Annotated in this window: 12 protein-coding genes; 7 read left to right on the forward strand and 5 right to left on the reverse strand. The window is 70.0% G+C overall.

Going from position 1 to position 12163, the window contains the following annotated elements; genetic code table 11:
- The 3 genes from AB0B68_RS18760 to AB0B68_RS18770 are packed head-to-tail and all read right to left on the reverse strand — an operon-like array spanning position 1 to position 1190.
- Positions 1-654 carry a hypothetical protein gene (locus AB0B68_RS18760; protein ID WP_357203134.1) on the reverse strand — a complete coding sequence of 218 codons (654 nt, stop codon included), beginning with the start codon at positions 652-654 and terminating at the stop codon, positions 1-3.
- Positions 651-911 (reverse strand): hypothetical protein, encoded by a 261-nt coding sequence (locus tag AB0B68_RS18765; RefSeq protein ID WP_357203132.1) that lies wholly within the window; start codon positions 909-911, stop codon positions 651-653. Before AB0B68_RS18765 ends, AB0B68_RS18760 begins: the two co-directional genes overlap by 4 nt.
- 15 nt (positions 912-926) lie before the next feature.
- Entirely contained in the window at positions 927-1190 is a 264-nt protein-coding gene (locus AB0B68_RS18770; RefSeq protein ID WP_141908162.1) for a hypothetical protein, read from the reverse strand.
- A 161-nt stretch (positions 1191-1351) separates the two neighbouring features.
- On the opposite strand from AB0B68_RS18770, the gene AB0B68_RS18775 reads away from it, so the two are divergent.
- Complete coding sequence (locus AB0B68_RS18775) at positions 1352-1924, forward strand: NUDIX hydrolase (protein ID WP_357203129.1); 573 nt, start codon at positions 1352-1354, stop codon at positions 1922-1924.
- Here the strand turns inward: AB0B68_RS18775 and AB0B68_RS18780 are convergent.
- Positions 1887-2981: an XRE family transcriptional regulator gene (locus tag AB0B68_RS18780; RefSeq protein ID WP_357261377.1), complete on the reverse strand. Its 1095-nt coding sequence runs from the start codon at positions 2979-2981 to the stop codon at positions 1887-1889. The two genes, AB0B68_RS18775 and AB0B68_RS18780, sit on opposite strands and share 38 nt — an antisense overlap.
- A 299-nt stretch (positions 2982-3280) precedes the next feature.
- On the opposite strand from AB0B68_RS18780, the gene AB0B68_RS18785 reads away from it, so the two are divergent.
- From AB0B68_RS18785 to AB0B68_RS18805, 5 genes are all read left to right on the forward strand, one after another.
- The gene (locus AB0B68_RS18785) at positions 3281-3574 is read left to right on the forward strand and encodes a DivIVA domain-containing protein (protein ID WP_357261380.1); all 294 of its coding nucleotides are present in this window, start codon (positions 3281-3283) and stop codon (positions 3572-3574) included.
- Entirely contained in the window at positions 3571-3822 is a 252-nt protein-coding gene (locus tag AB0B68_RS18790) for a hypothetical protein (protein WP_357203120.1), read from the forward strand. Before AB0B68_RS18785 ends, AB0B68_RS18790 begins: the two co-directional genes overlap by 4 nt.
- Positions 3819-5855, forward strand: coding sequence for a hypothetical protein (locus AB0B68_RS18795; protein WP_357261383.1), 2037 nt, complete (start codon positions 3819-3821; stop codon positions 5853-5855). The genes AB0B68_RS18790 and AB0B68_RS18795 overlap by 4 nt, the downstream gene beginning before the upstream one ends.
- Positions 5856-5870: 15 nt before the next feature.
- On the forward strand, positions 5871-6887 hold the full coding sequence (locus tag AB0B68_RS18800) for a DNA-processing protein DprA (RefSeq protein WP_357261386.1): 1017 nt from the start codon (positions 5871-5873) through the stop codon (positions 6885-6887).
- A gap of 223 nt (positions 6888-7110) precedes the next feature.
- Complete coding sequence (locus AB0B68_RS18805; RefSeq protein ID WP_357203111.1) at positions 7111-7620, forward strand: phosphoribosyltransferase; 510 nt, start codon at positions 7111-7113, stop codon at positions 7618-7620.
- Between the two features lie 69 nt (positions 7621-7689).
- On the opposite strand, the gene ilvD is transcribed toward AB0B68_RS18805, so the two are convergent.
- On the reverse strand, positions 7690-9537 hold the full coding sequence (ilvD, locus tag AB0B68_RS18810; protein ID WP_357261389.1) for a dihydroxy-acid dehydratase: 1848 nt from the start codon (positions 9535-9537) through the stop codon (positions 7690-7692).
- A gap of 111 nt (positions 9538-9648) precedes the next feature.
- Here ilvD and AB0B68_RS18815 point away from each other — a divergent pair, with 111 nt between their 5' ends.
- Complete coding sequence (locus AB0B68_RS18815) at positions 9649-12021, forward strand: bifunctional diguanylate cyclase/phosphodiesterase (RefSeq protein WP_357261391.1); 2373 nt, start codon at positions 9649-9651, stop codon at positions 12019-12021.
- Positions 12022-12163 lie beyond the last annotated feature (142 nt).

Genomic DNA, 12163 nt, shown 5'->3' on the forward strand with positions numbered 1-12163 from the left:
TCAGGGCTGCTCATCAGATTGCTTCCTCTCGCGGCGCTTCTTGGCCATTCTCCAGACACCTCGGAGGCCCACCACGACTGCGCCAGCAGCCATGATGACTGATGTGGCCGGATGCTCCAACTGAGGGCGGTCAACCGGCGTTCCGGGGCTGGCGGATGCAGATGCCGTACTTCCTGTCGATCCCGAGCCCTTAAAGCTCTTTTGCAGCTCGCGAAGACCGGTGGTGATCGACTGTTCAGTCTGCTTGAGGGTGTCCTCGGAATCGTCCGCCTTCCTGACGTGCCGGCGTAGGAATGCCTCGGCTTTCCGACTGCGGCCTTCTGCTTCCTCTACCAGGCGCTCGCCGGACGGCGATGCCCTATCAACTGGGCCGGAGGACGCGGCGCCGGGGGCGATGGTGTTGACATACACGGTGATGTGTCGGGCAGCGTCGGCCAGGAGGCGGGCGTAGCGGCCAGCCTTGTCGCGGGCCACCTCGGCGTCCGCGACAGCGGCGCTCACCCGCCGGTCACTGCTACCCCGCGTTATCGCGGTCAGGTGCGTCACGGCCTGCTCCGCATCCGTCCGGGCCCGTAGCGCCGTGATGGCGGTGGCATCAAGCTTTTCGCGTACGGCGAGAAGCTGCGCGACCAGTGCGGCGATGCTGGCGCTCATCCGAGCCGGTTGAGGTAGGCCGCTGCGTGTATGGCCGTGTTGTCGAAGCGACGGCGGGTCGGTTCGGCCTCCGCGCTGGCAGCGGCAAGCGCCTGATGTACCGCTTTCACGTCGTCGTTCCGACTGCCCCGCAGCACGGCGTCCGCCATTCGGGTGGCCGCCTCCGCGTCAGAGGCTGCCTGGTCGAAAACCCGCCGCCCCTGGCGGGCGGCTTCGATGGCGGCGCGAAGAGACGCCTTGACCTCGCCAACGCTCATCGCTGTGGCCGATGCTCAGCCGAGGACGCTGATGTAGCGGCGGGCCGCCTCCGAGCTGCCCTGCACCAGGGCCATGGCTTCGGCCAGGCGCTGCTTGCTCTGTTCGCCGCGGGCGATGGCTTCGGCGATGGTCGGGTGCCCGGTGCCTGCGGAGATGGCGCGTAGCCGGGCAAGCATCTGTTCGGTGTTGTCGGCGGCGGCACGAATCTGGTTGATGGTGGCGTTGCCCTGCTCGGCGGCCTGCATCAGCGCCGCCTTGACTTCCTCGATGCTGGCCATGCCGCCTCCGTCTTCCGATCGCGCTAACGGTTCCGTTTGCGTGGTCGGACGGACACTATCCGACAGGAAGTCGGCACGCAGCCCTGCATTCACGAGTCAAGATCAGGTGCTGCCGCTACAGATGAGATGTCCGGTGTAGTGGGCGACGGTAGCTTCACGGGGTGCACGAGAACACGACGGGCGAGCCGGGGCCATGGCGGATTCTGGGCGAGCGGACGGTGTATGAGGACCGTTGGCTGCGACTTGATCTGGTCGACGTGGAGCCGCCAGGACTCGAACCCTTCGCCCACCATGTCGTTCGGCTGGATCGTGTCGCCGTCGTCGCCGTGCTCGACGAGCACGATCGAGTTCTGATGTTGCGGCGCTACCGATTCATTCCCGGTAAAACAAGCTGGGAACTGCCCGGCGGCATCGTCGAACCGGGCGAGGGGGCGGTAGCGGCGGCAAGCCGGGAAGTGGAGGAGGAAACCGGCTGGCGGCCCTCGTCTCTGACCCGTGTGGTCACCTACCAGCCGATGATCGGCATGGTCGACTCGCCACATGAAATCTTCGTTGGGCGTGGTGCCACTTATGTCGGCCCGCCAACAGACGCGGAGGAGGCCGGTCGCGTCGAGTGGGTGCCGCTGAGTGAGATGCAGGACCTGATGGCGCGCGGCGAGTTGGCGGGGTCGGGAACCTTGGTCGCCATCCTGCACGTCATTGCTGGCCTGGCGCCCAATCCGTCAAGCCCTTGATCCGATCTATCCGGCGTCGATATCGCACAGATCCGGTCAGGTTCACCAGCGAGCCGGCTTCTCGTAGATGAGAGCGGGCCTCCTCACTTTCTCCCCGGACCAAATGCGCCTGCGCGAGATCGCAGCGCATTCCCGCCGCGGCTCGCACGAAGGTGTCGTCCATCGCGACCAAAGCCGCCGACAACTCGTCGATAGACCGAGGGTCGCCCAGCAGCGCCAGCGAATGTCCCCGCCATCGGCGGAGGTGAGTTTCGTCGAGGAAAATCCCTGGCAGATTGGGGTCGCGAACTCCTGTGACGCCTGAGAGATGTCGGCTCGCTCGGTCAAGGGAGTGGCGGCAGTTGTCCGGGCGTCGGCTGAGCGCCCACAGCTCTGCTTCGGCGGCGGCCAACCAGGACGACAGTCGAGGCGACAACCGACTTCCTCCGCAGGCCTGTGCTTCCTGCACGAGCTGCGCCCCCAGCTCCGGTCGACCGGCATCGGCCAGGACGTATGCCTGCTCGCCCATGGCGTGAGCGAGGTGAAGCGGGTCGTCAGCCTCCCGTGCGGCGCTCTTCGCCAGTTCGTAGTGCCGCCAGGCGCGATCCGCCGCTCCGACATCGAGGGCCTGCCATGCCGCGAGCGATGCGGCTTCTGCCAGAGCGCGTGCGAGCGGTTGCCTGGCAGATGGCAGCACGGCAAATGACAGGCTCTCCTGAAGACGGGACAGATGGCTCTGCATCTGGTCGACAAACTGCGCCGCCCCGAGCTGACGGTCAATGGTGCGGAGAAGTTCCGTCTGATGCCGAAGGGTGTGCACCATTGATTGACCGACCGAGTGCGAGGCGTCGAGTCGTTCGACCAGTCGTGCGTAACCGTTCCCGTCGTCGTCAACGGGCACGCTATCGGAAAATAGTTCGTCATCGGTCGTGCCGAGGAGGCTCCGCAGGATGGCCGCGTAACTGCTTGAGATCTTCCGTCGGCCGTTTTCCCATTCGGAGACGTATACCCCAAGGCTGTTCGTGGAAGCGATCATTACCATGCGTCGGCGGGCATACTGCTCGATCTCATGGACCAACCTTGCCTGGGACCAACCCCTGGCAAGGCGAGCGCGACGCAAGTGATTTGCCATAGCCCTCTGCCGATCGATGCTGGTGGGTTCAGCTTGCCGTAACCGTGTCCCTATTCCAAGTGGCAGCGGTTAACAGCAGCGGGTTAACCCCTGTTGTCTATCGCAGTCCTATGACACCCGGTCTGCTTTGGGCAGCACTCCGCTGCTGTACGGCTGAACAGGCTACGGCGATGGGGTGGGCGACGCCTTAGCGATGCTGCTCGGGCGACGTCGCGTCCAGGGTCACCTGCCGAGGAGGCACTTTCGTGCGCGCGTTTCTCCGTCATCTCCGGGCCGAGCCACCCCGGCCGGTGCCCTATCGGGCGGCCAACTACGTACCCCTGAAGCCCTGGCAGGTCCGCGGGCGCCGGTTCACCCGGCGTGGCCGGCGTGGCGTGGACGCCGTGGAGGTCGCCGAGTTCCTCGACCGGGTCGCTCACGATCTCGCCGAGGTGTACGCGGCGCTGGGCAGCAGCCGCCGGGAGACCGAGCGGATCAAGGATGCGCTGAGGTGCTGGCAGTCCCAGCGGGCCGGCGAGGACCTGGCGGCCCGCCGGTGAGCGCCCGCTGGGTGGCGCACCTGCCGTTCACCGCTGCCGACCTGCCGGCAGCCCAGCACTTCGCCGGCACCCTGGCCCGCTCGCTGAGCTTCCTCACCGAAGTGGACGCTGGTGAGACCACCGTGTCCGCCGAGGACGCTCAGGGCGTACGCCATCGGGTGTTCTGCGACCTTCCGCTCGACGGCGGCCGGCGGTGCGTGCGGCGGGTGGAACACGACGGTGACTGCGCGGCCAGGTGGTGTCGGTGACCACCGTGCCCGTCGTCGTCTGCCCGGACTGCGACGGGATGACCTTCACGCTGGAACCGTGCCGGTGCACCACCTACGGCGACCGGTTCCTCGCCGACGCCGACGCCGACGCCGACGTGCTCGGGCCGCGCCGGGAGGCGTACCGGAGCTGCGAGCAGTGTCGCGGCGCGGGCACCGTCGCGTACCCCTGTTATCGCTGCGGGCGGCGCGGCCGGCGGCGGGCGCAGCTTGTGGTCACCGTCGCCAACCTGGACACCGGCGCGGTCGCGTCCCACCAGGTCGTGCCCGGCGGCCTCGACCCCCACCCCGACCCGGCGGGCCACTGGGTGGTCGACCTTGCTTCCCGGGTACGCGAACTCGCCGCGACCGTCGGCGCGGTCCTGAACGAGGCCGACGTGCCCTCGCTGTGGTTGGACCGGCAGTGGCGACCCGACCTGCCCGCAGCGCAGCGGCACGAGCTGGAGGCGCACGCCATCCTGCGGGCCGATCACGCTCCCTGGCGGCTGGTGCTGGGCCGATCCACCGCATCGGCGACCGTCGAGCCGGCCGCACGGCTGGCCCGGCTGTGCGCGCTGGCCGACCTGCTGCTGCTCGACCTGGTCGTCGAGGCCCGCCGGCAGGATGCGGGGTTCTGCTGGGCCATTCGATACGAGGTGCCCGGCTCACCGGTGCCGCTCGCTCCGCCCGGCTGGTGCGGGGACCTGCTGGAGGTGTTGGCCTGCACCGACGTGGCCGACGCGCTTAGCGGCCTTGCCGAGCGTGGCCTGGCCGCTCCCGCCCGGCTGCTGCGCCCCGACTCGCCGCGCCCACCCGCCGCCCCGGCCGTGGACGTCGACCAACTCGAACGGCGCGTCCTCGCTGACTGCGTCGACGCGGCCCACGGCGACGAGTTGCCCGGCGCGCAGGCCCTGTGGCGCAACGGCCGCTGGTGGCACACGACTCTGCGCACTGGCGAGCCGGTGGAGACCCTCGCGGAGCAGCCCACCGGCCAGGTCGTCCGCCGGGTGCGGGTGCCGGTGAGCCGCGGCTACGAACCACCCGACCCGCCCTGGCTGGGTGAACCCGTCCATTGGCGGCCCTGCCCGGACTGCCGACCCCACAGTCGGCTACGCGCCTGCGACTGCCGGCTCGGCGGTCGCGCGGCCGACCCCGACTGCCCGCACTGCTGCGGCGCCGGCCTGCGCCCATCCGCGTTGCACTGCTTCACCTGCGGCGACACCCACCGTCTGCTTCGGACCGTGTCGGTCACCGTCACCGACCTGCGGCACCGGGTGGTGCACCTGGCCTGGCAGGCCGGTACGCCCGAAGTGGCTCCGCTGGTCGCCACCCAACCGGGCGGCAGGCCCGTCGTCCAGCTTCCCGATCGTTACCGGCTCGGCTCCTGGGCGGCCGTGCTCGGCGCGCGGCCCGACGACCTGGCCGACGCCGACGGCGGGCAGCAGATCGGCAAAGACCTCCGCGACGGTTACGTAACCCTGCCCTGGGCCGGGGCTGACCCGGTCGGGGAGCACGTCCGCAGCGCAGGCCGGGGCACGGGGGCCGGCCGTCTGATCGTGGTAGCGACGCCTCCCGACGCGCCACCGCTGGCCGAGTTGCTGCGGCTCGCCCTCGGCCTTGACCTGGCCCTCGTAGTGGCCTTGTGCGACCTGCGGCACAACGCCGCAGACCCACTGCTGGCCGACGGAATGCGCTGGTCGGTCGAGGTGAAGCCGCCTGACGCACCCGTCCGCCCCGACGACCTCCCCTACCAGCCGAGCCTGGCCGCCGCGCTCTCCTGGTGCGTCGAGTGCCTGACCGACGCCGTCGCCGGAGCCGCCCCAACCGACCCGAGGGCGCCCATTCCGGTGCCCTGCTCCGGGCCGCGTCATGTCGCCGATCCCGTGCAGGACCTGGTGCGCCTGGCGGCCCGGCACGCCGGGCAGGTGATCACCGTGCGCTTCACCCGCGCCGGCTGCACCGTCCACCGGCACGACGACGACGGAGTACGGCTCCTCGCCGCTGCCCCCGACCTGCGCGATCTTCGGTTGACCTGAGCGCTGAGGGAACATATGTTCGATCACGTGGGGCGATCTGAGGTGCGCCAAGCTTCTCTGCCGGCTCCGCGTGGCCGGTGGGCCGGGCGGCCGGGAGTTGCCTCTACGATCAGGGGCATGGACCGGGTGACGGTGGAGCGGGCTGCGCTGATCGCGCTGCTGCGGCAGCCAGACCTCGGCTGGTCTGATGTCGTGCACGACATTCAAGAGGTCGGCACCGCGCTGGCAGTCCTGCGCCGGGTCGTCGGGCAGACCGACACGCTCTTTCCCGACACCCGCTCCGTCGACTCGCTGATCGAGGCCGCAGCCGGCGACCTAGCGGGCTGGCGCGCCGAGGGCATCACAGTGCGTGCCTTCTTCGACGACGACTACCCCTCCCAGCTGCGTGACATCCGCGAAATGCCGCCGGTGCTCTTCGCCCGTGGTGAGTCGCGCCCCGACGCTCGGGCCATCGCGGTGGTCGGCAGCCGTGAAGCGAGCGATCGAGGAGTCGAGATCGCCAGCTCGGTATCAGAATCGCTGGCCCGCCGTGGCGTGACGGTGGTCAGCGGACTGGCGAAGGGGATCGACACCGCGGCCCACCAGGCGGCACTCGCGGCGGGGGGCCGAACCGTCGCGGTCATCGGCACCGGAATTCGTCACCACTACCCCACGGCCAACCGCGCGCTTCAAGAGCACATCGCAGAGGTCGGACTGGTGCTGAGCCAGTTCTGGCCCGATGCCGCCCCGACAAAGCAGAATTTCCCGATGCGAAACGCGGTGATGAGCGGCTACGCCGCTGCCACCGTGGTCATCGAAGCCGGTGAACGCAGTGGAGCCCGGATCCAGGCGCGGCTCGCTCTTCAGCACGGTCGTCCCGTGGTACTCACCAGTCAGGTGATGCGACACGACTGGGCACGCGCCTTCGCTGCCCGACCCGGCGTCCACGTCGCGCACGGGACCATGGATCTGGTGGACGCGGTCGACGCCATTCTCGACCGTTCACCGGCTGCGGCCGAGTTGGAGGGCTTTCCTGATTTCGCCAGCCTCTGACCCGTGGGCCAGGGTCCGGGAGTACGTCGAGACGCAGCGGAACTTCCTTCGAAATCCCCTGCCCACCCTTCCGTGGATCTGCCCGACGTGTCGCGGTGTCCGCACTCCCGGGTTCGACTACTGCTACCCCTGTCAGGAACACCAGACGGCGTCTGGTGGCCTGCTCGCCGACGTGGTTGCTCCAATCGCTTACTCGCCGCGTACCAGTCAGCACCACCACCACTTGCGCTTGTACAAGTCCACGCCGGGGTCGGCCCAGGCTAGGTGGAATCTGCTCGCACTGCTGTTGCTGTTCCTGCAGCGGCACCTCGACTGCGTCGCTGACCGGATGGGCGGTGCGCCGACCCACGTGGTGATCGTGCCGAGCACCAAGGGCCGGGCTCATCCGCACCCCCTGCAGAATCTGATCGGCGATCGTCTTGGACTGCCGTGGCTCGCGGCGCTGTCCAATCCCCGCCACGGATCTGAAACGCGGACGTTCCAGCGCGACTGGTTCACCGTCCAGCTTCCGGTCGAGAGCGGCAGCGTTCGGCCGCTGGTCCTGGACGACACCTGGACGACCGGTTCCCGGGCACAGTCGCTGGCGTACGCGTTAAAGAGCGCTGGCGCGTCGTCGGTGGCGGTCGTGGTGCTCGGGCGGCACATCAGGCCGGAGCACGTGGCATCCCGACCGCTGCTGAAGGCGATCGAGGATCCGATGTTCGACCCGGCTAGGTGCGCTGTAGAACGTTGATGTCGGGGTGTCCCGTCCGACGGGACACCCCGACATCACGTATGTCGCCGTACCGGTGGGAACGGGTGGTTACTCCGGGACGCGGCGGTAGGCGCCGTCGCTGGCCGAGGTGGCCATCGAGGCGTACGCGCGCAGCGCCGCCGACACCGGCCGCTGCCGATCGGTCGGGGTGTACGGCTTGTCGCGCTTCTCCTCGGCCACCCGGCGGGCCTCCAACTCCTCGGCGGGCACGTTCAGCTCGATCGACCGGGCCGGGATGTCGATGACGACCTCGTCGCCGTCGCGGACCAGGGCGATCAGCCCGCCGGAGGCCGCCTCGGGTGAGACGTGCCCGATGGAGAGCCCGGAGGTGCCACCGGAGAAACGGCCGTCGGTGAGCAGCGCACAGGAGCGGCCGAGCCCACGGCCCTTGAGGAACGAGGTGGGGTAGAGCATCTCCTGCATGCCGGGGCCGCCCTTGGGCCCCTCGTACCGGATCACCACGACGTCCCCGGCGACCACCTGCTTGGCGAGGATCGCTGTCACCGCGTCGTCCTGCGACTCGTAGACCTTCGCCGGGCCGCGGAAGGTCAGGCAGTCGTCGGGCACGCCGGCGGTCTTCACCACGCTGCCTTCGGGTGCCAGGTTGCCGTGCAGGATGGCCAGCCCGCCGTCGGCGGAGTAGGCGTGCTCGCGGTCCCGGATGCAGCCGCCGGCCGCGTCGGTGTCCAGCGACGACCACCGGTTGGTGGTGGAGAACGGCTCGACGGTACGCACTCCGCCCGGCGCGGCGTGGAACAGTTCGACAGCCGTCGGGGTGGGGGAGCCGCCGCGCACGTCCCAGTCGGTCAGCCACTGCGCCAGCGAGGGGGAGTGCACGGCGTGCACGTCCCGGTTGAGCTGCCCGGCCCGGTCCAGTTCGCCGAGGATCGCCGGGATGCCGCCGGCCCGGTGCACGTCCTCCATGTGGTAGTTCGGCGAGTTCGGGGCGACCTTGGCCAGGCACGGCACCCGGCGGGAGATCGCGTCGATGTCGCTAACGCCGAAGTCCATCTCCGCCTCGCGGGCGGCGGCCAGCAGGTGCAGCACCGTGTTGGTGGAGCCGCCCATCGCCACGTCCAGGGCGACAGCGTTCTCGAAGGCGGCCTTGGAGGCGACAGTACGCGGCAGCACCGAGTCGTCGTCGCCGTCGTACCACCGCTTGGAGATCTCCACGACGGTCCGGCCGGCCTCGACGAACAGTGACCGGCGGGCGGCGTGGGTGGCAAGCGTCGAACCGTTGCCGGGCAGCGCGAGCCCGATCGCCTCGGTGAGGCAGTTCATTGAGTTCGCGGTGAACATGCCGGAGCAGGAACCGCAGGTCGGGCAGGCGGAGCGTTCGATCTCACCGAGCTGCTCGTCGGTGACCGCCTCGTTGGAGGAGGCGATCATCGCGTCGATCAGGTCGATCTTGCTGTGCACGACGCCCTCGATCGCCATCGTCTTGCCGGCCTCCATCGGGCCGCCGGAGACGAAGACGGTCGGGATGTTGAGCCGCAGCGCGGCCAGCAGCATCCCGGGGGTGATCTTGTCGCAGTTGGAGATGCAGACCAGGGCGTCCGCGCAGTGCGCGTTGACCATGTATTCGACCGCGTCGGCGATCAGTTCACGGCTGGGCAGCGAGTAGAGCATGCCGCCGTGGCCCATCGCGATGCCGTCGTCGACAGCGATGGTGTTGAACTCCCGGCCCACCCCACCTGCCTCGGCGACCGCGTCGGCGACCAGGCCACCCATGTCCTTGAGGTGTACGTGACCAGGCACGAACTGGGTGAAACTGTTGGCGATGGCGACGATCGGCTTGCCGAAATCGTCGTCGGTCATCCCGGTGGCCCGCCAGAGGGCCCGGGCGCCGGCCATCGTCCGACCGTGTGTGGAAGTCCTCGACCGCAGCTCAGGCATGCATACCAGCATGACACCGTCGACGCGCCGGCCCGCCCCCGTATCTGCCGTGTCCCAACAGATGCACACCCAGCCCCCCATGAGGTGCGCCCATCCGGCACTCTTGGAGGCGTGCATTTTCCACCGGGCATGGTCGCTGTCGCGGCGCTCAGCGGGCTCGTCGCCGCGGTGGCCGCCGTGCTGCTGACCGTCGTCGCCCGGCGGCGGGCGGTGCCGCGTCGGCCGGCACACGTGCTGCTCGCGGGCGCCGCCGCAGTTGCCCTGCTCAGCCTCCTGGCCGGGGTGGTCGCCGCGATCAGCGCGAACGACCACTGGGCCCACGAGCAGGGGCAGCGCACCGGTTGGGCGACGATGGTGGCGATCGGCACGGCGGTGAGCGGGCTGGCCTTCGCGGCTGGTCTGCTCCGGCTGCCCGGGGTGGCCGCCACCGCGGCCGGGACGGCCCGGCTCGCCCTGGACGGCCTGGTCATGGCGGCGGCGCTGTGGTTCGTCGGTTGGGTGCTCTTCTCCGAGCCCACCCGGTTGCTCGGTGCCGCCACCCCGATGGCCTGCCCGGCGATCCTGGTGGCCACTGTGAGCGCCGCGCTCAGCGCCGGGCTCGTCGTGATCATCGTCTTCCGGGCCGCCACCCCACGTCGACGGCTCGCCGCGCTCGGCGCCGGCATCAGCGCGGTGACCTGCGGTGGGCTGGGTCTGAGCGCCGGGCTCTGCCAGGCCGGGCCGACAATGGCGCTGACCGGCGCGGTGGTGCTCGCCGCCGGCCTGCTGACCGTGGCGCTCACTGTTTACCGGGCCGACCGGCCGGGGCAGATCGACCTCGACCTGGTCGGTAGCGACGGCGAGTACGCGATCGCCCCTATGCTGGCGATGGCCGCCTCGGCCATGTACCACCTCGCCCAGGACGGCCGGTTCACCGCGGCGGGCATCGTGGCCGGCAGCGTGGAGGGCTTCGCCCTGGTGGCACGGCAGTACCTCACCCTTCGCGACGTCCGGGGGTACGCGAGCCGCCTGGCCGAGCGGGAGGCGCACTTCCGTGAGCTGGCGCACACCGATCCGCTGACGTCGTTGGCCAACCGGCGCGGGCTGCTCCGGGCGCTGCACCGCAACGCCGCCGACCACAACCCGTGTGTGCTGCTCGGCCTGGACCTGGACGGCTTCAAGAACGTCAACGACATGCGGGGCCACGACGTGGGCGACGCCGTGCTGGCCGAAGTGGGCCGGCGGCTGCGCGGCAACCTGCGCCCCGGCGACGTGGCCGCCCGGCTGGGTGGCGACGAGTTCGCCGTACTCATGCAGGGCCGGCCGGTCGAGGCGGACCGGGTCGCCGAACGGCTCCTCGGGGTGATCAACCGCCCCTACGACCAGCCGGAGGGGCCGGTCTTCCTGTCGGTGAGCATCGGGGTGGCCGACTGGGCCGACGAGCCCGACGTGGAGCTGCTGCTGCGCCACGCCGACCTGGCGTTGCGCTACGCCAAGCAGCGTGGCAAGAACCGGATCGAGCGGTACGACGCCGCGTACGACCAACTGCTGCGCCGGCGTACGACGGTGGAGCACGAGCTGCGCGGCGCGATCGACCGCGACGAGCTGCGGTTGGCGTTCCAGCCGGTGGCGTCGCTGCCGTCGGTGCGGCCGGTCGGCGCCGAGGCGCTGCTCCGCTGGCACCATCCTGAGCTGGGCAACGTGCGTCCGGACGAGTTCATCCCGCTCGCCGAGGAGTGCGGGATGATCGCCCCGCTCGGTGCCTGGGTGCTGCATCAGGCCTGCTACCAGCTCTCCCGGTGGCTCGCGGACGGGCACGACGTCTGGGTGTCGGTCAACGTCTCCCCGCGCGAGCTGCACGCCCCGGAGTACGTGGTCCAGGTCGCCGAGGCGCTGCGCGCCCACCACGTGCCGCCGCAGCGGCTGGTGCTGGAGGTCACCGAGCACGCGGTCGCCACCGACCTGGACGAGCTGATCCGGCGGCTGACCGCGCTGCGCTTGACCGGTGTCCGGATCGCGCTCGACGACTTCGGGGCCGGCTACTCGTCGCTGGGGCAGCTGCGCCGGTTGCCGATCGACATCCTCAAGATCGACCACAGCCTGGTCGCCGAGCACGAGCCGGTCCGCCCGGTCGGCCAGGACGGCCCGGCGTTCGCCCCGATGGTCGACATCGTTATGCGCCTGGGTCACCAGTTGGGGCTGGAGGTGATCGCCGAGGGGGTGACCACCCCGACCGAGTTGGCCGCGGTGGTGGCGGCCGGTTGCCGCTTCGGCCAGGGCGCGCTCTTCGGCTGGGGCGTGCCGGCCGAGCACCTGGAGGCGATGCTGGAGGCGGCCACGTCACCGGGTGCGCGTCCCGCTCCGGTGCCCGCGCCACGCCGCGTTCCGGGTATGTCCGGGCAGCTCAACCCGCCCGCCGATGGCGCGTCGCCGGTCGACGCGCCGACCTCCGTTAACCAACATGTGGGATCAGTTGACTCATCGCGTGAGATGCGTCAGGCTTAGCCGCATGTCGTCGTACCGGTCGCTGCGAGTACTTACCTGAGCGCACTCTCCCTCACCGAGAGTGCGCTGGCCCCGTGCATCTGCACGAGGGCCGTTTTTATTGCCATCGGAACCTGGCGAGCGGGCCCCGCCCGCGTCGCAT

The sequence above is a fragment of the Micromonospora sp. NPDC049049 genome, from assembly GCF_040649115.1.
Lineage (GTDB): Bacteria > Actinomycetota > Actinomycetes > Mycobacteriales > Micromonosporaceae > Micromonospora.

Bases quoted from the DNA above. Each gene is read 5' to 3' on its own strand.
- AB0B68_RS18760 (WP_357203134.1), bottom strand. From the start codon at position 654: ATGAGCGCCAGCATCGCCGCACTGGTCGCGCAGCTTCTCGCCGTACGC.
- AB0B68_RS18765 (WP_357203132.1), bottom strand. From the start codon at position 911: ATGAGCGTTGGCGAGGTCAAGGCGTCTCTTCGCGCCGCCATCGAAGCC.
- AB0B68_RS18770 (WP_141908162.1), bottom strand. From the start codon at position 1,190: ATGGCCAGCATCGAGGAAGTCAAGGCGGCGCTGATGCAGGCCGCCGAG.
- AB0B68_RS18800 (WP_357261386.1), top strand. From the start codon at position 5,871: ATGTTCGATCACGTGGGGCGATCTGAGGTGCGCCAAGCTTCTCTGCCG.
- ilvD (WP_357261389.1), bottom strand. From the start codon at position 9,537: ATGCCTGAGCTGCGGTCGAGGACTTCCACACACGGTCGGACGATGGCC.